At 69.7% G+C, this 22,693-nt stretch carries 21 protein-coding genes; 11 read left to right on the forward strand and 10 right to left on the reverse strand.

Annotation, left to right across the window (positions count from 1 at the left end; genetic code table 11):
• Window positions 1-255 precede the first annotated feature (255 nt).
• Window positions 256-1,677: a hypothetical protein gene (locus D187_RS16520; protein WP_020918085.1), complete on the forward strand. Its 1,422-nt coding sequence runs from the start codon at window positions 256-258 to the stop codon at window positions 1,675-1,677.
• Here the strand turns inward: D187_RS16520 and D187_RS16525 are convergent.
• Entirely contained in the window at window positions 1,669-2,802 is a 1,134-nt protein-coding gene (locus D187_RS16525) for an alpha/beta fold hydrolase (protein WP_020918086.1), read from the reverse strand. The two genes, D187_RS16520 and D187_RS16525, sit on opposite strands and share 9 nt — an antisense overlap.
• Window positions 2,803-2,908: 106 nt before the next feature.
• Between D187_RS16525 and pssA the strand changes: the two genes are divergently transcribed.
• Genes pssA through D187_RS16545 form a run of 4 tightly spaced genes read left to right on the forward strand, consistent with a single transcriptional unit; the run spans window position 2,909 to window position 7,174 of the window.
• Entirely contained in the window at window positions 2,909-3,751 is an 843-nt protein-coding gene (pssA, locus tag D187_RS16530) for a CDP-diacylglycerol--serine O-phosphatidyltransferase (RefSeq protein WP_002629182.1), read from the forward strand.
• A 36-nt stretch (window positions 3,752-3,787) separates the two neighbouring features.
• Window positions 3,788-5,053, forward strand: a complete 1,266-nt coding sequence (locus D187_RS16535; RefSeq protein ID WP_002629181.1) for a CinA family nicotinamide mononucleotide deamidase-related protein — start codon at window positions 3,788-3,790, stop codon at window positions 5,051-5,053.
• Complete coding sequence (locus D187_RS16540; protein ID WP_043430185.1) at window positions 5,050-6,597, forward strand: UbiA prenyltransferase family protein; 1,548 nt, start codon at window positions 5,050-5,052, stop codon at window positions 6,595-6,597. Before D187_RS16535 ends, D187_RS16540 begins: the two co-directional genes overlap by 4 nt.
• Window positions 6,598-6,652: 55 nt before the next feature.
• Window positions 6,653-7,174 carry a DUF1285 domain-containing protein gene (locus tag D187_RS16545; RefSeq protein ID WP_002629179.1) on the forward strand — a complete coding sequence of 174 codons (522 nt, stop codon included), beginning with the start codon at window positions 6,653-6,655 and terminating at the stop codon, window positions 7,172-7,174.
• Here D187_RS16545 and recA read toward each other — a convergent pair.
• Both recA and D187_RS16555 read right to left on the reverse strand, forming a co-directional pair.
• Window positions 7,171-8,217 (reverse strand): recombinase RecA, encoded by a 1,047-nt coding sequence (gene recA / locus D187_RS16550; RefSeq protein WP_002629178.1) that lies wholly within the window; start codon window positions 8,215-8,217, stop codon window positions 7,171-7,173. The two genes, D187_RS16545 and recA, sit on opposite strands and share 4 nt — an antisense overlap.
• Before the next feature lie 166 nt (window positions 8,218-8,383).
• Window positions 8,384-9,997 carry a YifB family Mg chelatase-like AAA ATPase gene (locus tag D187_RS16555; protein WP_002629177.1) on the reverse strand — a complete coding sequence of 538 codons (1,614 nt, stop codon included), beginning with the start codon at window positions 9,995-9,997 and terminating at the stop codon, window positions 8,384-8,386.
• 281 nt (window positions 9,998-10,278) lie between these two features.
• Here D187_RS16555 and D187_RS16560 point away from each other — a divergent pair, with 281 nt between their 5' ends.
• A complete protein-coding gene (locus D187_RS16560) occupies window positions 10,279-10,851 on the forward strand; it encodes a hypothetical protein (protein ID WP_002629176.1) in 573 nt (190 codons plus the stop codon).
• Here the strand turns inward: D187_RS16560 and D187_RS16565 are convergent.
• The 5 genes from D187_RS16565 to D187_RS16585 all read right to left on the reverse strand — a co-directional run bounded on the left by D187_RS16565 (window position 10,752) and on the right by D187_RS16585 (window position 13,971).
• Window positions 10,752-11,375 carry a DUF2378 family protein gene (locus D187_RS16565; protein WP_043430187.1) on the reverse strand — a complete coding sequence of 208 codons (624 nt, stop codon included), beginning with the start codon at window positions 11,373-11,375 and terminating at the stop codon, window positions 10,752-10,754. The genes D187_RS16560 and D187_RS16565 overlap by 100 nt on opposite strands.
• A gap of 55 nt (window positions 11,376-11,430) precedes the next feature.
• Complete coding sequence (locus tag D187_RS16570) at window positions 11,431-11,937, reverse strand: ExbD/TolR family protein (RefSeq protein WP_002629175.1); 507 nt, start codon at window positions 11,935-11,937, stop codon at window positions 11,431-11,433.
• A 2-nt stretch (window positions 11,938-11,939) separates the two neighbouring features.
• Window positions 11,940-12,365 carry an ExbD/TolR family protein gene (locus D187_RS16575; RefSeq protein WP_043430189.1) on the reverse strand — a complete coding sequence of 142 codons (426 nt, stop codon included), beginning with the start codon at window positions 12,363-12,365 and terminating at the stop codon, window positions 11,940-11,942.
• Between the two features lie 102 nt (window positions 12,366-12,467).
• Window positions 12,468-13,145, reverse strand: coding sequence for a MotA/TolQ/ExbB proton channel family protein (locus D187_RS16580; RefSeq protein WP_002629173.1), 678 nt, complete (start codon window positions 13,143-13,145; stop codon window positions 12,468-12,470).
• A gap of 73 nt (window positions 13,146-13,218) precedes the next feature.
• Window positions 13,219-13,971, reverse strand: a complete 753-nt coding sequence (locus D187_RS16585; protein WP_002629172.1) for an energy transducer TonB — start codon at window positions 13,969-13,971, stop codon at window positions 13,219-13,221.
• Window positions 13,972-14,268: 297 nt separating this feature from the next.
• Between D187_RS16585 and D187_RS16590 the strand changes: the two genes are divergently transcribed.
• The 4 genes from D187_RS16590 to D187_RS16605 all read left to right on the forward strand — a co-directional run bounded on the left by D187_RS16590 (window position 14,269) and on the right by D187_RS16605 (window position 20,987).
• The gene (locus D187_RS16590; protein WP_002629170.1) at window positions 14,269-17,400 is read left to right on the forward strand and encodes a TonB-dependent receptor; all 3,132 of its coding nucleotides are present in this window, start codon (window positions 14,269-14,271) and stop codon (window positions 17,398-17,400) included.
• A gap of 27 nt (window positions 17,401-17,427) precedes the next feature.
• Window positions 17,428-18,297 (forward strand): hypothetical protein, encoded by an 870-nt coding sequence (locus D187_RS16595; protein WP_002629169.1) that lies wholly within the window; start codon window positions 17,428-17,430, stop codon window positions 18,295-18,297.
• Between the two features lie 140 nt (window positions 18,298-18,437).
• Window positions 18,438-19,973 carry a radical SAM protein gene (locus tag D187_RS16600; protein ID WP_002629168.1) on the forward strand — a complete coding sequence of 512 codons (1,536 nt, stop codon included), beginning with the start codon at window positions 18,438-18,440 and terminating at the stop codon, window positions 19,971-19,973.
• Between the two features lie 93 nt (window positions 19,974-20,066).
• On the forward strand, window positions 20,067-20,987 hold the full coding sequence (locus D187_RS16605) for a hypothetical protein (RefSeq protein WP_002629167.1): 921 nt from the start codon (window positions 20,067-20,069) through the stop codon (window positions 20,985-20,987).
• A 52-nt stretch (window positions 20,988-21,039) separates the two neighbouring features.
• On the opposite strand, the gene D187_RS16610 is transcribed toward D187_RS16605, so the two are convergent.
• Complete coding sequence (locus D187_RS16610) at window positions 21,040-21,639, reverse strand: hypothetical protein (RefSeq protein WP_051256392.1); 600 nt, start codon at window positions 21,637-21,639, stop codon at window positions 21,040-21,042.
• Window positions 21,640-21,642: 3 nt separating this feature from the next.
• Window positions 21,643-22,191 carry a DUF4920 domain-containing protein gene (locus D187_RS16615; RefSeq protein ID WP_002629165.1) on the reverse strand — a complete coding sequence of 183 codons (549 nt, stop codon included), beginning with the start codon at window positions 22,189-22,191 and terminating at the stop codon, window positions 21,643-21,645.
• Between the two features lie 36 nt (window positions 22,192-22,227).
• Here D187_RS16615 and D187_RS16620 point away from each other — a divergent pair, with 36 nt between their 5' ends.
• Complete coding sequence (locus tag D187_RS16620; protein ID WP_002629164.1) at window positions 22,228-22,689, forward strand: DUF2752 domain-containing protein; 462 nt, start codon at window positions 22,228-22,230, stop codon at window positions 22,687-22,689.
• Window positions 22,690-22,693: the final 4 nt, after the last annotated feature.

Raw genomic sequence — 22,693 nt, forward strand, 5'->3', positions numbered from 1 at the left:
ACAGGCGTTGCGCGCCGGAAGATCGGCCCCACACCAAGTCTGTGAGGAAGATGTGAGGAATTTGACGGGCCTTGCTCCTCCTCTAGAAGAGCGAGGGGTTGACGCGGTGGGTGTGGCTTCCCGGCGCGGGAATTCCAGGCGGCGTCGGGTGGATGTGATCGATTGGAAGGGTTTTCCTTTGTCATTTCGATCACTTGCGCGGCTTGTCTGATCCAACGGGCGCCGAAGGCTGGCAGGTCGTAGTCTGGGCAACCCATGCCCCGCCTTCCCTGGATGATCGCCTGCCTGGTGTTCTCGGCCTGTCACTCCCGCGCCGATCGGAGTCCCCCGGCGACCCTGGCGGAGGTGTGGGTGGATGGCGCCTCGCCGGTGGGCGGCGACGGCTCCCGGACCCGGCCGTTCCAGACGCTGGGACGGGTCCTCGCACGGGAAGCAGGCGCCCGGCTCCGCGTGCACCTGGCGCCGGGACGCTACCCGGGCCCCCTCGTGCTGCCGGCCGGGTGGGAACTGGTGGGCGGTGGGGAAGGGGTCGTGGTGTACGCGCAGGGGGCGGAGACGGTGGTGCGGGCTCCCGGCGGGGCGCGGCTGCGCGGGGTGGAGCTCGAGGGGGGCGGGTGGGGCCTGGAGGCGGGGGGCGCGGTGCGGGTGGAGGCGGTGCGCTTCACGGCTCAGGGGACGGGGGCCCTGTGGATGGGGGCGGGCGAGCTGACGGTGGAAGGGGGGCGATTCGAGGCGGGAGGCCCGGAGGCAGTAGGCCTGCGGGTGGAGGGCGCGGGCGCGCGGATCCACGAGGCCTCGTTCAGCGGCGGCTTCCGCCGGGCGGTGGAGATCCGGGACGCGCGGGTGGAATTGGAGTCGGTGCGCGTGGGCGCGGCGCGCACGGCGCTGCACCAGGCGCGGGGCGAGGCGCGGCTCGTGCGCGTGACGGTGGCGCACGGCCCCGACGTGGGGCTCTTCGTGCAGCACGGCACGCTGCGGCTCGAGGACGTCACCGTCACCGGCCACGAGTACGGCCTGCAGACCCGGGAGGCCAGGCTGGAGGCGCGCGGCTTCACCTCGGTGCGCTCGGTGCGCGCGGGCGTGGCGTTGCTCGGCACCACGGGGGTGATGGAGGACACTCGGGTGGTGGGCAGTGGCGACTTCGGGGCGGTGTCGTTGCTGGGCTCGGACATGCTGCTGCGCGGCCTCCACGTGGAGGGCGCGGAGTCCTACGGCGTCTCGGCCACGCGCGGGCGGCTGCGGCTGGAGCGGGCCCTGCTCACCGGGCTGACGTCGCGCGAGGGAGACGCCGGCGACGGGCTGCACCTGCGCGACGTGGAGGTGGAGGCGCGCGGGCTCGTCGTGCGCGACGTGGCGGGCGCGGGGGTGCTGGCGGCCCAGGGAGCCCGGGTGGTGCTGCGGGAGACCTCGTTGACGTCGTGCCGGACCGCGGGAGTGTGGGGCGAGACGCTGGCCCGGGTGACGGCCGAGGGCCTCGAGGTGCGGGGCTCCGGTGGACCCGCGCTCGTGGCCCTGGAGAACGGGGTGCTGCGCGTGGAGGATCTCTCGGCCGGGGACAATGCCGGGGGACTCGTGGTGGCCGACTGCGCGGGCGAGACCCGGGTCACCCTGGGCCGCGTGAAGGGCCAGGGCACGCTGGGGCCGGGGGCGCCGTGCGTGACGGGACCGTCACGCTGAGCGGGCGGAGCCGTCCGGGGCCTCCTCCTGCACGCTCAGGCGCGTGGCGTGGGAGATGAGCCAGGCGCGCGCCTCGTAATGGACCTCGTGGGCCACGCCCGTGCCGAAGAGCAGGTCGCCGTGCCCGTAGTCCATCTTGTCGCCGCGCTCGGCGCCGAAGATGTGGAGCTGCTTGTCGGAGGAGCCGAGCAGTTCGTACTGGGCGCGCAGGTTCTTCGGAGGGGCCAGCCGATCCTGGCTCCCGCCCATCACCAGCACCGGCAGCGTCAGCTTCGCCAGCCCCGCGCGCCAGTCCACGCTCCCGTCGAACGAGCGGAACGCGTCATGGTCGATCCAATCCTGGAACTGGCGCAGCACGTTGCGGCTCATCGACGCCATCATGTTGGCGTACACCTTGCGCTGGATGGTCGGGGGGATGTGCTTGGGGTTGATGATGAGGTCCGACAGGGGGATGGGGACGTAGCCGAGGAAGGGCGCCATCGTGCGGCTCAACCACTCGTTGCGCAGGCCACGCGGCCACGCGGCCCGGTTGCCCAGGTGGATGAGCCGGCGGATGAGCTTGTCGGGCGGGAAGAACACCGGGGAGCCGAGCGCGAGCAGGCCCGCGAGCTTGCCGGCGTGGGAGCCCTGCGCCACCGCGTAGCCCACCAGGCCCCCGAGCGAGTGGCCTACCCAGAAGGCCCGCTGGGCGCCCGTCTGGGCGAGCGCCAGGTCGATGAGCGCCGGTCCGTCCTGGGTGACGAGGTCATCCACGGAGGCGTCCGGCCAGCGCTTTCCCGAGGGCGGGCGCCGAGAGCCCCCGATGCCCCGCCACTCCACGATGAAGCAGTCGAAGCCCTCCTCCGCGAGGACGTGCGAGAGGGAGTAGGGGGGCTCGAAGTCGAAGGTATAGCGGTTGGCGGCCAGCCCATGGCACAGCAGGACGGGCTCCTCGAAGCGCCGGGTGGGCGCGCGCCGCAGGTACACGCTCAGCTCCCAGCCGTCCTGGCACCGGATTTTGAGCAACTCGGGCGGGGGGACACGCGGGCGGTACCACCAGCGCACGAGCAGTATCCAGAGGACGTTGAGCGCCCCCAGGACGAGTACGCCTGCCACCACCCATGGGACCCACCGCGCCACGTCCATTGTTCCTCCATTCGAGTCCGGGCAAATAAAACCTTGCTATGGTCCGTTCTCGCTCGGCTTTCACCACAACGGCCAGTGGCCGACACCCGGAGGCGGGAAAGAACAGATGAGTCCTCGCAAGTTGATGTTCGTGCTGCCGAATCTGTTCACGGTCACCTCCATCCTTTGTGGCTTCTACGCCCTGACCCTGTGCGCGGGCGAGGCGGCTCCGGCGCAGCTGAACCAGGCGGCCCTGGCCATCCTCTTCGCCATGTTCTTCGATGGGTGCGATGGCCGGGTGGCCCGCCTCACGCGCACCCAGAGCGACTTCGGCATGCAGCTCGACAGCCTCGCGGATGTCGTCTCCTTCGGTGCCGCTCCGGGCCTGCTCGTCTACAAGTGGGCCCTGGAGCCCCTGGGCTTCGTGGGCCTGCTCATCGCCTTCAGCTTCACCGCCTGCGGCGCCCTGCGGCTCGCGCGCTTCAACGTCCTCGCCATGCGCAGCCCCCAGGGCGGCGGCGGCAACTTCTTCGTCGGCCTGCCCATCCCGCTCGCCGCCAGCGTGCTCGTCTCGATGATCATCGCCCACTACGCCGCCACGGGGGGCGAGCCCCTCGATGGCTCGGCCCGGGGGCCGGTGGTGGTGGCCACGCTCTCGCTGTCGCTGCTGATGGTGTCCACTGTCCGCTACCGGACCTTCAAGGACCTGCGCCTGTCGCCCCGCTCCGCGGCGGTGCTCGCCCTGGTGCTCGCCAGCGGCGTCGTCATCGGCACGCGCTTCCACCCGGCCTATGTGCTGGTGGCCTACTCCTTCGCCTACCTCGGCTTTGGCCTGCTCGAGTCGGCCTTCCTCGTTCGCCACCGGCTCGTCGCCCGCAAGGCGGGACGCGGCGCGGCCCCGGCCATGGTGCTGCTGGACGAGGCGGAGGACGAGGATGACGACGAGGACGACGGGCAGCGGATGGCGTAGTCGCCCCGCGCGGAGGGCGGCTAGGATGCCCGGCCCATGCGCGTCGAGCTGCTGTGCACCGGGGACGAGCTCGTCACCGGACTGACGACCGACACCAACAGTCCCTACCTGGAGGCGCGGCTCTTCGAGCTGGGCGTCAAGGTGGGCCGGGTGGTGCTGGTGGGCGATGTCCGCGAGGACATCACCCGGGGACTCCAGGAGGCCGCGTCCCGGGCGGACGTGGTCATCGTCTCCGGAGGGCTGGGACCCACGGCGGATGACTTCACCGCCGAGTGCGCCGCGGCGGCCGCGGGCGTGCCCCTCGTCGAGGACGCGGGCACCCTGCACTTCTTGCGCGAGCGCGCCGAGAAGCGGGGCCGGGAGCTGACGTCCAACGTGGCGCGCATGGCGCTCGTGCCCCAGGGCGCGGAGGTGGTGCCCAACCCCGTGGGTGCCGCGCCGCTGTTCATCGTCCGGCTGGGTGGCTGCCGCCTCTTCTTCCTGCCCGGGGTGCCGCGCGAGTACCGGGCCCTGGTGGACGGGGTGGTGGTGCCGCGCGTGCGCGAGGAGCTGGAGCGGCGGCCCGGGCGCACCTGGCGCGCCTTCCGCCTGTTGCGCACGGTGGGCCTGCCCGAGTCGGTGCTCGACGCGCGCGTGGCGCCGCTGGCCCGGGCGCACCCGCGCGTGGTGTTCGGCTTTCGCACCCATGCGCCGGAGAACCAGCTCAAGCTGATGGCGGAAGCGCCCTCCCAGGCCGAGGCGGAGGCCGCCCTGGCCGCGGCCGAGGCGGCGTCGCGCGCGGAGCTGGGCCGCTCGGTGTATGGGGCGGACGCGGACACCTACCCCGGCGTGGTGGCGAGGCTCCTGACACAGGCGCGTGCCACGCTGGCGATCGCCGAGAGCTGCACCGGGGGCCTCATCGCCTCGCAGCTCACCGCGGTGCCCGGCGCGAGCGGCTTCCTCATGGGCAGCGCGGTCGTCTACACCGAGCGGATGAAGACGGCCTGGGCGGGAGTGCCCCCCGACATGCTGGAGCGTCACGGGGCCGTGTCGCGTCCGGTGGCGGTGGCCCTGGCCGAGGGCATTCGCGCCTCGTGCCAGACGACCTACGGCCTGTCGGTGACGGGGGTGGCGGGGCCCACGGGGGGCACGCCCGAGGATCCGGTGGGCACCGTCTACTGCGCGCTCGCGGTGGACGGCGGGCCCACGCGCTGCGAGCGCTTCTCGCTCTCCGGGGATCGCGAACTCATCCGCCTCTTCGCCGCCTTCCACACGCTCGAGCTGCTGCGCGAGCACCTGCTGACTGCGCCTTCCTCGCCATGAGCCGCTCCAAGTCCAAACGCGCCAGGCCTTCCGCCACGCCTCCCAAGGGCCCGTCCCGGGAGCCGGCTCCCGCCGCGCCGCCTCCCGCCGAGCCTCCCGCGCGCGGTGCCCCTCCGAGCGATGCTCCCGCCCGGAGTTCCTCTTCGCCCGAGCCTTCGCTGCGGAGTGGGTCTCCGCCGGAGCGGCCTTCCCGGCCCGTGGTACCGGTGTCCACTGGGGAGCAGGAGGGCGGGGTGGTGGGGGCGGCGGTGCGCACGTGGCTCGCGGCGTACCGGGTGGAGGTGGTGCTCTTCCTGGTGAGCTTCGCGGTGCTGGCCAGCTTCAGCTCGCAGCGCTTCCTGCGCCAGAGCGAGGCGCCCCATTTCGTGTACCAGGCGAAGGCGTGGCTGGAGGGCCGGTTGGATCTGGATCCCGAGGTCCTGCCCAACCTGGAGGACTGGGCGTGCGTGCGCGAGGTGGCGGGCGCGAAGGTGCGGTGCGAGGGCGCGCCGCGGCCGACGGATCGCTGGTACGTGAGCTTCCCGTCGTTTCCCGCGGTGGTGATGCTGCCCTTCGTGGCGATCAACGGCTACCAGTTCAACGACACCTCGTTTGGCGTCTTCACGGGGGCGTTGGCGGTGGCGCTCTTCTACGCGCTGCTGCGCTTCCTCACGAAGGAGGGGGAGACGCCGCGCACGTGGGCACCCAACGCGGTGTTGGCGCTGACGCTGGGCTTCGGCACGCTCTTCTTCTACGCGGCCATTCGCGGCGAGGTGTGGTTCAGCGCGGAGGTGATGGGCGTGGCCTTCACGTGCCTCTACGCGCGCAACGCCATCCGGGCGCACCGGCCGCTGCTCGCCGGGCTCTTCTTCTCCATGGCGACGCTCACGCGCACGCCGCTGCTCTTCACCGGGTTGTTCTTCGTGCTGGAGGCGGTGTGTCCGGGCCCGGACCGGCTCTCCCAGCTCAAGGCGCTGGGGGCGAAGTGGCAGTCCGTGGCGGACAAGCTGGGCCGCTTCGTGCTGGGGGCCGCGCCGCTCGGACTGCTGGCGGCCGCCTACAACTTCTACCGCTTCGGCAGCCTGACCGAGTTCGGCCACCGCTTCCTCTACAACAACCGGGTGAACGTGGACATCGATCGCCTGGGCCTGTTCAACCCGGCCTACCTGCCACGCAACCTGGAGGCGGCCTTCCTCAAGCTGCCGGGCTTGTCGGGCTCCCCGCCGCGTCTCACGTATGACCCTCACGGGCTGACACTGCTGCTCACGTTGCCGCTGCTCGTCTTCCTGCTGATTCCCAAGAGGACGCCGCGCCTGCACTGGCCGGTGTGGCTCACCGTGGCCGTCACCGCGCTGCCCGGCCTGTTCTACCAGAACACCGGCTACATGCAGTTCGGCTTCCGCTTCAGCCTCGACTACACGCCCTACCTGCTGCTGCTCTTCGCGTTGGGCGGCTGGCCCCTGCGCCACCGGGCCGTGGTGGCCGCGCTGGTGCTCGGAGGACTGGTGAACTTCTGGGGCGCGGTGGCCTTCCGGGGCTACACCGAGCTTGTCCGGAACTGGTAGGGCCGGCTTGCCTCCAGGCTTGACCGGCCGCCACCGGACGAGCACATCTCAGGGCGTGAGCGACACGCCTCCGACCCCACCTCCCGCCTCCGGGCCCCCCTCGGGCAAGCGCTGGCACACCCGCGAGGACAGCGGCATCCGCCTGGATGCCCGGCTGCGCTGGTGGCACGACGACGAGCCCATCCAGCATCCGCGCATCGTTGAGCTCTTCAACAGCTCCCTGCACCTGGACGACACGGGCCGCTACCAGCTCCGGATTGGCAACGACTGGTGCTACGTCCAGGTGGAGGGCGCGGCCTATGAGGTGCGCACCGTGGACGTCACCCCGGACGAGCGTGTCTCCGTGCGCCTGAGTGATCGCACCGCCGAGGCCCTGGAGCCCTCGGGCCTCGGGGTGGGCGCCGAGGGCGTGTTGGAGTGCCAGGTGAAGGGCGGCCGGGCCCGGGCGCGCTTCTCCCGGGATGCCCAGTACCAGTTGGGCGAGCTGATGGAGCAGGACGCCCAGGGCCGGCTCTTCCTGCGCGCCGGCCAGCGCCTGCTCGCGTTGCCCGCGTCGCTCGTGCTGCCCGACGTCTAGGCCTGTGCCGTGGGCACCTCCGCCTCGGCGCTCGCGGTGGAGGGCGCCGCGGCGGGGAGCACCCCCGCCAGCTCCCGGGCGAGGGACTCCAACGCGTCCGGGTGCTCGCGCAGCCACTCGGTGGCCCGGTCGCGGCCCTGGCCGATGCGCTCGCCGCGCAGGCTGAAGTGGCTGCCCGCCTTGTCCACCAGCCCCGTCTGCACCCCCAGGTCCAGCACCTCGCCCGCTCGGTGGATGCCCAGGCCGTAGAGCACGTCGAACTCCGCTTCCTGGAAGGGCGGGGCGACCTTGTTCTTCACCACCTTCACCTTCGCCCGTGTCCCCACCACGCTCTCGCCGTCCTTGAGGTTGCCCGTGCGGCGGATCTCCAGGCGCACCGACGAGTAGAACTTCAGCGCGTTGCCTCCCGTGGTCGTCTCCGGGTTGCCGAACACCACGCCGATCTTCATGCGGATCTGATTGATGAAGATGATGCAGCAGCCCGAGCGGCTCACCGCGCCGGTGAGCTTGCGCAGCGCCTGGCTCATCAGCCGCGCCTGCACGCCCATGTGCGCATCCCCCATCTCCCCCTCGATCTCCGCGCGCGGCACCAGCGCCGCCACCGAGTCCACCACGATGAGATCCACCGCGCCCGAGCGCACGAGCTGCTCGGTGATCTCCAGCGCCTGCTCGCCGGTGTCCGGCTGGGAGATGAGCAGCTCCTCCACGCGCACGCCCAGCTTGCGCGCGTAGTTGACGTCCAGCGCGTGCTCCGCGTCGATGAAGGCCGCCACGCCTCCCTGCGCCTGCACCTGGGCGATGGCATGCAGCGTGAGCGTCGTCTTGCCCGAGGACTCGTTGCCGAACAGCTCCACCACGCGTCCGCGCGGGTAGCCCCCCACCCCGAGCGCCCGATCCAACCCCACCGAGCCCGAGGGAATCACCGCCACCTTCTGCTCGCGCGCCTCGCCCCCCAGCGGCATCACCGCCCCCTTGCCGAACTGCTTCTCGATCGCCGCCACCGCCGCCGCCACCGCCTTCAACTTCTCCGTCAGCTTGTTCATCCGTCGCTCCTCGCCGCCCGTCACCGGGGGCCCCGCCGCGCTCCGGAAGGGAGCTCGTGGGACGAGAGGCTCTTGAGCAAGCGGTGTGCCGTGCGCGGTCACCCGAGAGCACCTGACCTCGGGCGTCTCGTCCGGCCCAAGGTGTCCCATGCGGCGGAGGGGAGGGTCAGGAGTCCTCGGGCCGGGGCCAGGGGCCGGAGCTGTCCTGGCGGGAGGGGGGAGCACCCTGGAGGTTGGTGTGCAACCAGCCGCGGCGATCCATCTGCCGGCAGTCGATGGCCAGGTGCATGTCCATGTCCTCGATGCGCTCGTGTCCCTCGAGGTCCGCCCGGGAGCGCGCCAGCTTGAGGATGCGATCATGGGCGCGCGCGGACAGGCCGAACTGGCGCACGGCCCGCTCGAGCATCCGCTCGGCCCGGGGCGCGGGTTTGCAGTAGAGGTGCAGCAGCCGCGCCGGCATCTGGGCGTTGCAGTGCACGCCGGGCTCCTCGCGGAAGCGGGCCCGCTGGCGCTCGCGCGCCGCTTCCACGCGCTCGCGGTAGTACGTGCTCGGGGGCTCCTCGTCGCCGGGGCGGGCGATGTGGCGGTACTCCACGGGGCGCGTCTGCAGGGTGATGTCGATCCGGTCGAGCAGCGGCCCGCTCACCCGCGAGTGGTAGTCATGCACCCGGTACTCAGGGCACGTGCAGGTGCGGCCGGGGACGTTGAAGTAGCCGCACGGGCAGGGGTTCATCGCCGCCACCAGCATCACCCGGCAGGGGTAGGTGACATGCTGGATGGCGCGCGCCAGGTGGATGGAGCCTTCCTCCAGGGGCTGACGCAGCACCTCCAGCACGTTCTTGCGGAACTCGGGCAGCTCGTCGAGGAAGAGCACCCCGTGGTGCGCGAGGGACAGTTCGCCGGGCCGGGTGGCGGGGCCGCCGCCCACGAGGCCCGCGTCGGAGATGGTGTGGTGGGGCGCGCGGAAGGGCCGCTCGCGCATGAGCGAGTGCGTGTCCCCCAGCAGCCCGAGCACGGAGTAGATCTTCGTCACCTCCAGCGCCTCGTCGAACGCCATGGTGGGGAGGATGCCGGGCAGCCGCCGCGCCAGCATCGTCTTGCCCGAGCCAGGTGGGCCGCAGAACAGCACGTTGTGCCCTCCGGCGGCGGCGAGCTCCAGCGCCGTCTTCAGGTCGGCCTGCCCGCGCACCTCGGACATGTCCAGGGGCGCCGGGCGCGGACGTCCGCTCGGGGGCGGCAGGTGCTCGCGGGTGAAGGGCGCGAGGGGCTTGTCGCCGATCAGGTGGTCCACGGCCTCGCGCAGGTGGCGGATGGCCACCACGCGCAGCCCCTGCACGAGCGAGGCCTCGGCCGCGTTCGCCTCGGGCACCATCACCCCCTGGTAGCCCCCATCCCGGGCCGCCACCGCCAGCGGCAATACCCCCTTGATGGGCTTCACCCCGCCATCCAGCGATAGCTCTCCGCCGAAGAGGTAGTGAGACAGAGGCTCCTCGGGCATGAGCTTGGCCGCCGCGAGCACCCCCAGCGCGATGGGCAGTTCGAACGCGGCGCCTTCCTTGCGGATGTCCGCGGGCGCCAGGTTCACCGTGATGCGCTTGGAGGGCAGTTCGAAGCCGCAATTCTTCAGCGCGGAGACGACCCGCACCTTGGACTCGCGCACCGCGCCCTCCGGCAACCCCACCACACTGAAATACGGCAGTCCGAGGGCCATATCGACCTCGCACTCCACCACCACCGCGTCGATTCCCATCAACGCGCCCGACCGCACCCGCGCCAGCATGTCCCGTCCTCGTCAAGAGTCCCGCGGGGAGGGGAGCAAGGTGCGTACCGGCGCGAGCCACCGGGGTAGGCCCGCCTGCCCGCGGGTCCTCGCGATGGGACGGCGTGTCCACGCAGGGAGGGGCGCGGAAGTCCAGGAGTTTCGTTCCTGGGGAATCTTACGAACGGACGGGAGTTCAGCTAACCTCGGGCCTCATGGAACACACCGCCCCGGCCCCACACTCGGACTCCGCGTCTCATCCTCTTCACATCCGCCGTGCTGACCTCAAACGCAACGCGCGGATGAAGTTCACGTTCGGCCTCTTCCGCTTCTGTCTCTACGGAATGGTGGGCCTGTCCTCGGAGATCTTCTTCTACAACCTGGTGCGCGTCGCCCAGCACATCCCGGTGCTGGAGATGCTCTTCCGCTTCCAGTGGCGGGTGGATGATCGCCTGGGGCTCAACGCCATCTGGCAGACGCCCGTGTCGACGGCCTACGGCCAGTGCTCGCTGTGGATGTTCCTCATCTACGGGGTGGCCTGCTTCTTCTTCATCGAGGCCATCTACCAGCGCACCTTCCGCCACCCCACGCTCCTGCGCGCGGTGCTCTACGGCTTCACCATCCTCTTCTTCGAGGGCTTCAGTGGCGTGGTCCTGGAGAAGCTGACGGGCTATCGCATCTGGTACTACGCGGACGCGGGGGCCATCATGTGGGAGATGACGTCGCTCTACATCCTGCCCATCTGGATGGTGACGGGGCTCATCGCCGAGTGGATCTACAGGGAGTTGATGGATCCGGACCTGGTGGCGGCCTTGGAGTCCCCGTTGCCGGCCACGCCCGAGGAGACCGAGGCGTCGCTCCAGTTGATGCAGTAGGTGCAGGCGTGGCCGTCGTAGCCGGTCAGCTCGATGCGCAGGTGCTCCACGCCGGCGGTGCGCAGGCCCGCGTGGATGATGCCCGCGGTGAACGAGGGCAGGGAGCCGACCTCGTTCATCCACAGCTCGAACTTGCGCGGCCCCAGCTCCTTGAGGCGTGACTCGGTGTAGTTGTTGCCCGAGCGGAAGTGCTGGGTGGCGCGCATGAGGGCGCGCCGCGGCCCCAGCACGCGCAGGAGCGAGAGCACCGCGCGGCCGAGCATCGTCTCGCGATAGCCGTCCATATAGGCCTCGCCGAGCTTGAAGGCGCTCTCCTCCAGCGGCAGCTGGGGATAGAGCTCCTCCGCCACGATGCGCAGGAACGTCATCCAGGAGGCGAAGGGGTACGCCGGGCGGAGCTTCTGCTCGACGTCCAGCCCCGCCTGGCGCAGGCGCTCCCGGCAGGCGGGGGACAGGCGCCCGTGGAGGGCGCGCACGAAAACCGCCTCGATGGTCTGCTCGAAAACCAGGAGCTCGTCGGCCATGAGAATCTCAGACTCTAGCCGACGAGCCCGGTCGTGGGAACCGCGTCAAGGTGACTCAGGGAGTAGGGGGCGCGGGAGGGGCCGGGGGCACGGGGGGCACCTCGCCGGGGGCTCCGGTGGCGGCGGCGGCGGCGGGGATGTCCTCGGTGGCCATGCCGAGCACGAAGGCGCCGGCCTGCTTGGCGCCGTCGAAGGCGGCCACGAGCTTGCCGTAGTTGGCCTTGTCATCCGCCACGAAGAAGACGATGCGGTCCTCCTTCTTCTTGGCGCCCAGCATGCGCTTGAGCTTGGTGACGTAGTCGGCCTCGGTCACCGGCTCGGTGTTGATGGTGTAGGCACCCGCGGGGTCCAGCTTGACGATGAGCTGGGTGTCGGGCGTGTCGTCCGGAGGCGGGGGGACTTCCTCGGTCTCCGGGATGCGCACCTCGATGTCCTTCTCGAGCAGCGGCGTGAGCACCATGAAGATGATGAGCAGCACCAGCACCACGTCCACCAGGGGCGTGACGTTGATTTCCGAGTTGGGGGGGGTGCTGGGCTTGACGAACTGGCGGCGGGCGGACATGGCTAGTTCTTCTGCTCCTCGACGCCGAGAAAGATCTTCTTGGCCTTGGCCTTGCGCGTGATCTCCATCACCTGGCGGATGTCACCCACGGTGAGGGTGTTGTCGCCCTTGAGGAGGATCTTCTTGTTGGGCAGGTAGGCGAGGGTGTCCCGGAGCTTGGACTCCAGCGCCGCCGCGTCGTACTCGTCCTGTTCCACGAACGTCTTCTTGTCCGCGGTGACGGAGAGGATGATGGGATCGGGATCCTCGCCACTCTTCTTCTCCTCCTCGACCTTGGCGGCCTTGGGGAGGGTGACGGACTTGCCACGCTGGAGCATGGGCGTGACGACCATGAAGATGATGAGCAGCACCAGCACCACGTCCACCAGGGGCGTGACGTTGATCTCGCTCTTGGGCCCCCCTTGAGGGCCTCCTGCTGACATACCCATGCGTGCACCTGCTGCTTGGAAGAGGGAAAGCTCCGGCCCGGGGGGGCCTTGGACTCGCGGAGCCCCGCCGAGGAGGCGGGCCGGAGGCTTTCGTGGGGGGACTTAGCCCTGAGCGGTGTGCGAGCCACCGAAGTGCCGCGCCACCACGTCCAGGAACTCGTTGGAGGACTCGGAGATGTCCACCGAGCGCGAGTCCACCCAACCGGACAGGAAGTTGTAGGCGATCACGGCGGGGATGGCCACGAGCAGACCGAAGGCCGTGGTGATGAGCGCCTCGGAGATACCGGCGGAGATGGTGCCCAGACCGCCCGCGCCCGCGGTGGCCATCTGCTGGAAGGCGTTCACGATACCCATCGTGGTGCCGAGCAGACCGACGAACGGGGCCGTGGAACCCACGGTGGCCAGCACACCCAGGCCGCGCTTGAGGCTCTGCACCTCACGCTGCGCCTGGCGCTCGAGCGCGCGCGCCACCGACTCCACCGCCACTTCCTTGTTCGCGGGGCTGATGCGGTAGGCGGTGAGGCCCGAGTTGATCACGCGGCCCAGGTGACCCACGTCCTTGCCGAGGTTGGCGCCCGCGGCCTGGGCCAGATCTCCCTTGGCGAGGATGGCGCCCATCTTCGCCGCGAAATTGCGCGAGTCCTTGCGCGTCTTGCGGAAGACGATGATGCGCTCGGCCATCACGACCAGGGACGACACGGACATGAAGGCGAGGGTGAAGATGATGAAGCGGGCGAAGAGGCCCGTGGACTGCCAGATGTGGGTAAGGGAGAAATCCATGGTGGGGGGAGGCGCTCCTCCTCGAGCGCAGTTGGATACGGCGGTGATGACAGGGAGCGGCGGCGGCGCTGACTCAGCGCGGCATGCTCAGGCGGATGTTGAAGGTGTAGTCGACCTGGACGGGCCGACCCTGGAACGTCACCGGCTTGTAGCGCTGGGCATACAGCGAGTCCAACACGGCCTGTTCCATGTGCGGCAGCGGCTTGATGATGCGGCAGCGCTCGACCTTGCCCTCCGTGGTGATGACGCACTTGACGATCATGAGACCCTGGACATGGGCCTCGAGGGCCTCGCGGGTGTACTGGGGCTGAGGACCCGACAGCTTCTCGGGGCGGGTCATTCCCGCGCCGAAGGGCAACACGTCCGTTCCGGTGCCTCCCACCTGGCCACCGAGTACGCCACCGACCACACCGCCAATCACTCCGCCGACGACGCCTCCCGCCACACCGCCCTCGACTCCACCCTCGACCTCTTCCTCGGTCGCCTCTTCCTCCTCGGCGGCCGGCTCAGGCTCCACCTCGGGTGGCTTCTCCTGGGGGATTTCCTTGGGCTGGACGATGGTGTCCGGCTTCTTCACCGTGGGCTTCTTGGTGGCCTTCTTCGACGCGGGGGGCGGGGGCGGAGGAGGCGGCGGTGCCGCGGCCACCGGAGGAGCCATGGCCTGCTTGAACGTCACCTCGACTTCCTTCTCTTCCTCTTTCGGCGGCCGCATCGACAACCACGCGATGCCACCCACCAGCGCGACGTGCAGCACCACCGAGACGACGGCACCCACTCCGAAACGGGACTTGGGCCCTTGCCCTCGGTCAAGGACAGAGTCGAACATGCGGTAACGCTCCTGAACTCGGGTGGACACCCACCACATCATCCCGCCCGGATCGCAAAAGGCGCGCTACCATACAAAAACCGCGGACGGGTGCAAGTGACCCCACCTGGGGAAAGACCACCTGTGTGATCGCGCAATGCCCCAGGCGTCAGCAAAAATCAACGTCGTGTTGACAACAAGGTCACCTCGGATATTTTGCCCGACGCTTTTTGCTGCACCGTAGCCCACCTTGGAGGGGTTCCCAGCATGCAAGTCAGACGGATGCTCCGGGCGACTGGAGCGGTCGTAATTGCGGGCTTGACGTACAGCACCGCGGCCTACGCCGACAGCGTCATCATCGGAAGTGTTGTCAACGCTGACAACAAGAAGCCCGTAGCAGACGTCGTGGTCACGGCGACCTCTCCCAATCTTCAAGGTGAGCAGGTTGTCGTTACGGACGCTCAGGGCCAATACCGTATTCCCCAGCTTCCGCCCGGTGTCTACACGCTGCGCTTCGACAAGGAGTCGTTCCGGCCCTTCTCGCGCTCGGAAGTGCAGCTGCGCCTGGATCGCACCATCCGGGTGAACGTGGAGCTGCTGCCCGAGGGCTTCACCGAGGAGATCGTCCTGACGGGCACGCCGCCCACTATCGACGTCGGCTCGACGAGCACGGGCGTCAACGTGGATCAGGACTTCATCAAGCGCATCGCGGTGAACCGTCCGGGTGGCAAGGGCGGCGGCGCGCGCTCCTTCGAGAGCCTGGCCGAGCTGGCCCCGGGCGCGCAGAGTGACTCGTACGGCGTGTCCATCAACGGCACCACCTCGCCCGAGAACGGGTACGTGGTGGACGGCCTGTCGACGAACGATCCCGCCTTCGGCGTCAACGCGAGCCCCCTGAGCGTGGAGTTCGTGCAGGACGTGAACATCATCACCGGCGGTTACATGCCGGAGTACGGCCGCTCCACGGGCGGTGTGATCAACGCGGTGACGAAGTCGGGCTCCAACGAGTTCCACGGCTCCATCTACGGCACCGTCACCCCGGGCTTCGCCGAGGGTCCGCGCACCCCGGTGCGCCAGGCCGCCTCGGTCATCGCCGGTCAGAACGCGCTGAACTTCCTGGGTGACGTGGGCGCCACCCTGGGTGGTCCCATCCTCAAGGACAAGCTGTGGTTCTTCGCCGGTGTGGCTCCGTCCTACACCAGCTACACCCACACCCGCACCCTCAACCGCCTCCTGATCGAGCGGGACGCGAGCGGCGCTCCGGTGCTGGACGCGAAGGGCAATCCGACCGTCCTGAAGGATGAGCGTGACTTCGAGAGGACCGAGCTCATCCCGAACTCGACGAGCCAGTACGGCGTCCGGGCCCAGTCGGTGCAGTACCTCGGCAAGCTGACGTACCTGCTCAACCAGGACCACAACGTCTCCGTGTCGATCGCCGGCACGCCGAGCTCGTCCGGTGGCCGCGGCGTGTTCGCGATCGATCAGCAGTCGGGCGCGCTGCAGGAGCGGTTCAACGCGAAGCCGGGCAGCTCGGCGCTCGCCAACGTGCAGGAGCTGACGAGCACCACCTCGGCGGCCCTCAAGTACGCGGGTGCCTTCAACGACAAGAACGTCCTGGTGGACGCCAACTTCGGCTGGTTCCACCAGACGTCCGCCAGCCTGCCCGCGGATGGCTCGCGGCCAGGTGACACGACGGGTGACGCGGGCCTCGCGCTGGTGTGGTACCGCCAGCCCCGCTCCATCGCCTTCTACGAGCCGGAGATCCCGAACATCGCGGCGCTGTGCGAGGACGGCAAGGGTGGAACGGTCGCCTGCCCGGCCAGCAACTCGTCCAGCAACTACTACTCGGGCGGTCCCGGTCTCATCAAGGACGCGCTGTTGGACCGCGTGCAGGGCAACGCCAAGGTCACCTACCTGCTCAAGGCCCTGGGCAGCCACGTGTTCAAGGCGGGCATCGACATCGAGCGGCTCAACTACAACAACGTCCGGGCCTACACGGGCGGCGTGTACCTGCGTGAGGGCGTGAGCAACACGCTGTGGCAGGACTACCGCCGCTACGGCTACCTGTCGGGTCCGGATGCCTCGGCGGATGCGCTCACCCAGACGGCCAACTCCGCCAGCACCACCGCGGGTGGTTTCATCCAGGACAGCTGGACGATCGCCAACCGCGTGACGCTCAACGTGGGCGTGCGCTACGACTCCCAGTGGCTGTACGGCAACGGCGGTCAGGAGCTGGCCTTCGTGCTCGGCAACCAGATCTCCCCGCGCCTGGGTGTGATCGTCGACCCGATGGCCAACGGCCGCATGAAGGTGTACGCCAACTTCGCGCGCTACTACGAGCAGGTGCCCATCAACCTGCTCGACCGTGGCTTCCCCACCGAGCAGCGCTACGTCGCCTACCGCAACGCCAGCGGGTGCGCCGCGGCCAACCTCGACACGCCCGACGGCCAGCGCGCGTGCCTGGCCGGTAGCAACCTGGCGCAGATCAACTCGTACAGCGACCTGAACCCCAGCTTCAGCTACCTGGGCGGCAAGTCCGACGCGACGCCGGTGGACCCCAACATCCAGCCTCAGTCCTCGGACGAGCTGCTCTTCGGCGCCGAGTACGAACTGCTGGCCAACACCCGCCTGGGCGCCACCTATACCCACCGCAGCATGAACTCGGTCATCGAGGACATGAGCCGCGATGGTGGCAACACGTACTTCCTGGGCAACCCGGGCTCCGGCTTCACCGAGGGGGAGTTCCCGAAGGCCACGCGTGACTACGACGCGGTGTCGGTGTTCCTCACCCGCAACTTCACGGATGGTTGGCTGGCGCAGGCGAGCTACACGTGGTCGCGTCTGTACGGCAACTACGCCGGTCTGTTCCGTCCGGAGAACGATCAGCTCGATCCGAACACCAACTCGGACTTCGACCTGGTCGAGCTGCTGGAAAACCGCACGGGCCTGCTGCCCTACGACCGCACCCACTCCGTCAAGCTCTTCGGCGCCAAGGAGTTCAACTTCACCAACAACCTGACGGGCAGCCTCGGTATGTCGTACCGCGGCAGCTCGGGCACGCCCATCAGCTACCTCGGCGGTCACCCCACCTACGGCACGAGCGAGGCGTTCATCCTCCCCCGTGGCACCGCGGGCCGCACGCCCTGGGTTCACAACATCGATGGCAACATCGGCGTGAACTACCGCGTGACCCGGACCAACGTGCTGTCGCTCAGCCTGGACGTGTTCAACATCTTCAACTTCCAGCAGTACACGCAGGTGGATCAGATCTACGCCAACGAGGACGTGCTTCCCATCGCGGACGGCATCGAGGGCGAGCTGACCCCGGACAAGGTGACGACGTACGCGGGCACTCCGCTGCCGGCGGACAAGGTGAACAAGAACTTCAAGCAGGCGACCGTCTACCAGGCTCCGCGGCAGATCCGCCTGGGTCTCAAGTACACCTTCTGAGAACGCTACCCGATGGGATCACGAGACATGAGCAAGCGTATTTCTACCGCGGTAGCCATCCTGGGTCTGGCCGGTGCCTTCTCCGGATGCAACTTCGAGCAGCCGTCCGCTGGCTGCCAGGTGCAGGACGCCACGGATGCTTACTGGCAGGCGGGGTACTTCCTGAACCCCGCGGATGCCGGCAAGTCGTGCAGCGGCCTCAAGGGTGAGGCGATCGGCGTCTTCAAGTACATCGATCCCTGCCCGGACAAGAACGCCGAGTGCCCGACGCAGGGCCAGGCGGTTCAGCCCACGCGCCTGGCGATCCGCCCGGCGGGTGCGGCGTCCCTCGTGTCCTTCGTGGACAAGGACGAGAACGAGCAGCTCCGGGTCGCGGACCCCAAGGTGGCCACCAGCCTGTCGGCCACCCTGGATGACGAGCCGAACGAGCAGGGCCTGTGCGGTGCGGAGGGCTTCGCTCCGGCCAGGGTCGATGCGCGAGCGGTCACCGTCGCCGCGGACAACGCGGAGGAAGACATCCCCGCGGAGTCGGTGTCCTACGCGTATGAGGACGTGAAGGTCTACTCGACGCCCGCGGCTCCGGGCACCCAGTTGAGCGCGAAGGTCCGGTACTCGACGGGCACCAGCGGCGAGTCGTGCGAATACACGATGCTCGCCCTGTGGCCCCAGGTGCCGTGCAGCGTGGATGCATTCAAGAACCAGACGCCCGAGAACGCGGCTTCTCGTTGCGCCGAGGGCTCGGGCCTCAACCCGGACTTCGACGCGGTGTGCATCGCGGACATCGGCCCGCCGCTCGTGAAGCGGGACGATGACGGCAATGTCATCTCCGTCACGCCCCGTGGCGGATGCGTGCCCAACCCGGACAAGGGCGTTCCGTCCTTCAAGGTGATCCAGTAACCGGCTCCTCGCTGGCGCCTGGCCCGTTGCTCGCCGGGTGGAAGTGAATCGCGGCCCTGGTCGCCCCTCCCCATGGGAGTGGCGTGCCAGGGCCGCGGTGTTATGGAGATCCGTGGTCCCACGGTTGCCCAGGAAGGTGCATGGAGCGTCGGTACTCAATCGTTGAACGCGCCCAGGCCCTGCTCGCCGACGAGCAGGGGACGCTCTACAAGGACGCCCCCTACCGGGTCGCGCTCTGCTACCCGAGCCCCTACCACGTGGGCATGAGCTCGCTCGGCTACCAGGCCATCTACGGCGAGGTGCATGCCCATGCCGGGGTGACGGCCGAGCGCGCCTTCCTGCCCGACGACGTGGAGGAGTACCGGCGCACGCGCACGCCGCTCTTCACGCTGGAGACCCAGTCCCCCGTCTCCGAGTTCCCCCTGCTGGCCTTCTCGGTGGCGTACGAGCTGGAGCTCACCGGGCTCTTCTCCATGCTGGAGCTGGCCCGCATCCCCCTGCTCAGGGAGGAGCGCACCGAGCGCCATCCCCTCATCGTCGCGGGCGGCCCGCTCACCTTCTCCAATCCGGATCCGCTCGAGCCCTTCGTGGACGTGCTCGTGCAGGGCGAGGCGGAGGATCTCATCCACGTGCTCCTGGACGCGGCGCCGTCCATGGACAAGGACGCGTTGCTCACCCACCTGGCCGGCATCCCCGGCTTCCGGGTGCCGGGCCGCGGCGGGGCGCGCTACCACGTCGCCAAGAGCACCGATGCGCGGCTGCCCGCGCGCTCGGCCATCATCACCCCCCACACGGAGCTGCGCTCGATGTTCCTCATCGAGCCGGAGCGGGGTTGCTCGCGCGGGTGCCACTACTGCGTCATGCGGCGCACCACCAACGGTGGCATGCGCACCGTGCCGCCCGAGCGCGTGCTCTCGCTCATCCCCGAACACGCCCGGCGCGTGGGCCTGGTGGGCGCGGCGGTGACGGATCACCCCCGCATCGTCGAGCTGCTGCGCACCCTGGTGGACGCCGGACGCGAGGTGGGTGTCTCCTCGCTGCGCGCGGACCGGCTCACCCAGGAGCTGGTGGATCAGCTGCGGCGCGGCGGCGCCACCAACCTCACCGTGGCCGCGGATGGCGCCTCGCAGCGCATGCGCGACCTGGTGGACCGCAAGCACTCCGAGGAGCAGATCGTCCGCGCGGCGAACTTCGCGAGGACGGCCGGCATGCGCCAGCTCAAGGTGTACAACGTCGTGGGCCTGCCCCTGGAGGAGGACGCGGACGTGGACGAGCTGGCCCGCTTCACCACGGAGCTCTCGCGCATCATGCCGGTGGCCCTGGGCGTGGCGCCCTTCGTGGCCAAGCGCAACACCCCCCTGGATGGGGCCCCCTTCGCCGGCATCCGCGAGGTGGAGTCCCGGCTGGAGCGGCTGCGGCGGGGCCTCAAGGGACGGGCGGAAGTGCGGCCCACCTCGGCCCGGTGGGCGTGGGTGGAGTACATGCTCGCCCAGTGTGGCCCCGAGGCGGGCCTGGCCGCCATGGACGCGTGGAAGGCCGGAGGGAGCTTCGCGGCCTTCAAGCGCGCCTTCCAGGAGCGCGGCTGCCGGCCCTATATGGCCCGCCGCGTGGAGGATGGCCGGCGCAAGGCCACCGCCTGGCCCGTCGTGGACGGGGTGGCTCCGACCGCCGCTTGACGGTTGGTGCGTGCCGCCCTTGCCCCCCGCCTGCCGCTGTCTGTTAGAAGGCCGGACGCGCCGCTCCCAGGCGCCAGGAGGCTTGCAGCCGCAGTGAGCACGGATCGGGTGGACAAGGCGTGGCAGCGCAAGGGACTGAAGGATTACTCGACGGAGGCCATCATCGGCACGCTCGGTCACTACGGTGTCCAGGTGCAGGAGGCGGACTTCCGCCAGCTGGCCGAGAAGAAGTACCCCTCCGGCATCGCGCAGGAGTGGTTGGCGTCGTGGAAGGGCACGGGCCAGTTCGCCCCCTTCCCGTTCGCCGCCGCGGGTGAGTTGTGGCGGCGCTGGTTGGCCGACCGGCTCGCCCCCTACGAGCTCTCCGAGAGCCTCGCCCAGCTCATGGGCGCGCTCGGGGCGCTGCTCCAGGGAGGTAACCAGGGCGCCGTGGCTCCCGCCTTCGAGCGCATGAACGCGGTGCGCCAGCGCGTGCCCGTCAACGACAAGGGCGAGCCCGAGCCGGGCTTCATGCAGGAGGCCCTCCGCGTGTTCGACGAGCGCGCCGCCCGCGCGTTCGACGACCTGGCCGAGATGCTGGCCAAGGCGGGCCACAACGAGGCCGCCGACTCCTTCGCGGACCTGGAGGAGTTCCTCCTGCCGGATCGCCGGGGCGTGTCCAAGCCCATCATCCGCGCCTCGCGGGGTGAGCGCGACGCGGCGCTCGAGGACTTGCAGAAGGTGGCCGGGGATGGCTCGCGCACGCCGCTCTCGCGCGTGCTCGCGGTGGATGCCCTGCTGCACCTGGGCGCCAACGACAAGGTGGCCGCCGTGGGCCGTCCGCTCCTCGAGGAGGCCGAGCGCATCCAGGACTGGCACATGGCCCTGGACATCACCGCCCGCCTGGAGCACGCCTACAAGCAGCTCGGTGAGAAGACCGCGCTCGCGGCGCTCGCCCAGGATCGCGCCCGCATCGAGAAGGCGCACGACGAGGCCCACCCGAACCACAAGCGCCAGCACCAGCACCAGCACTGAGTCGGTGTCTGGCCGTGCCCCCTCCCGCCCTCGCGCGCGGGAGGGGAGTCACTCAGTAGGGCACGTCTTCCTCGGGCCGTTCGTGCGCGGGGGGCGGGGCCTCGGCCACCGCCGTGTCGGAGGCGGGCTCTTGCCGCGCGTCGCCCCGGCGGGGCAGGGGGATGTGCTTCACCCCGGGCACCGCCTCCTGCACGTCCTTCACCGGCACCACCGCGCCCACCGTCGTGTAGCGGATGGCGCCCGTCTGCGTGAAGGTGTGCCGCAGCTCGTACCCCTTCGCCCTCGGCAGGAACCACTCGCGCACCGCCTTGAGCGGCAGCACGTGCAGCTCGTTCTGCACGAGGAACACGTACACCATGAGGTCCGCGCCGCTGTAGAGGAAGCAGCCCGGCGTGTCCCGCTCCAGGTTGGACACCAGCTCGAAGAAGTAGCGCTTGCGGCGGGGCTGCCGGTCGCCCTTCACCTCGATGCCGCGCACCTCGCCCGAGGGCAGCTCCCAGAGAAGGTCCACGCCCCGGTGCTGGAAGCGGGGGTCCTCCTGCACGTCATGGACGAGCGAGCCGGGCTCGGCCGATTGCAACCACGTCCGGGCGTGCTGCACGGCCCGATCGGCCGCGCCCATCACGCCCCTCATGCTGAAGCCGCGCGCCATCGCTCAGCGACGCAGCTCGACACCGGTGGCCACCAACTGCACCTCGCGCGGCTTGCCGTCGGCGCCCCGGGGGACGATGGCGCCCTCGGCCTCGTAGTGGCTGGCCATCGCCTCGCTCAGCTCGGACACCTTCACCACGCCCTCCACGCGCGCCTGCGAGCCCGCCGAGTCCACCGGTACGAAGAAGCCATAGTCCTTGAACGTCACCCGCACCCCGGCGCCCTTGTCCCCGGTGGCCAGCTCCATCCAGCAGCCCTTCTTCTGGCAGGCCTTGCGCACCTGGCCCTCCACCCGCACCGTCTTGCCGTCGTGGGGCTGGGGTTTGGCCAGCAGGTCGGCGAGCTTCACCGCCGGGGCGCCCTTGAGGGCCTCTCCGCGCGTCAGCGTCCAGCCGGCATTGGGCTTGGCGTCGGCGGCGGCCTCCTTCGGGTGGGGACAGTCCTCCTGGACGGCGAGCTTCGCGGCGGGCTTCTGCCCGGCGGCCGGGTTGCCGGCGAGCGCCACGAGGGGAAGAGCGAACAGCGTCACCAGGGTCGCGCGGAAGGTCTTCATCCCTCACCGATAGCCCGAAGCCTTTGGGCGGGCAAGATGCCCACCTTCCCGAGTACACTGCTGGACGTGAAGGTCCTCCTACCCAAGCCCAACCGCACCTTCGGGGCGAGCGACGTGCTCGGCCTGTTGGGGCTCGTCGGTCTGCTCGTCGCCCGCTACATCCCCGTGGCGAAGCTCATCCCCTTCTGGGGGTGCGCCCTGCGCGAGACGACCGGCTGGCCCTGTCTGGGCTGCGGGCTCACGCGCGTGGCGGATCGCGTCGCCCACTTCCAGTTCGCCCTCGCCTGGCAGGCCAATCCCCTGGGCACGGTGGCCGCCTTCTTCTTCGCCCTCATGGTCGTGGTGACGCTGCTCCACCTCGTCTTCGCCATGCCCGTGCCCGAGCTCCAGCTCTCCCCCCGGGAGTGGCACTGGGTGCGCATCGTCGGCGTCCTCGTCGTCCTCCTCAACTACGCCTGGGTCGTGGTGGCGACGAAGTTCCCCCACCTGCTCGCCTAGGGCC

Source organism: Cystobacter fuscus DSM 2262, assembly GCF_000335475.2.
Taxonomy (GTDB): domain Bacteria; phylum Myxococcota; class Myxococcia; order Myxococcales; family Myxococcaceae; genus Cystobacter; species Cystobacter fuscus.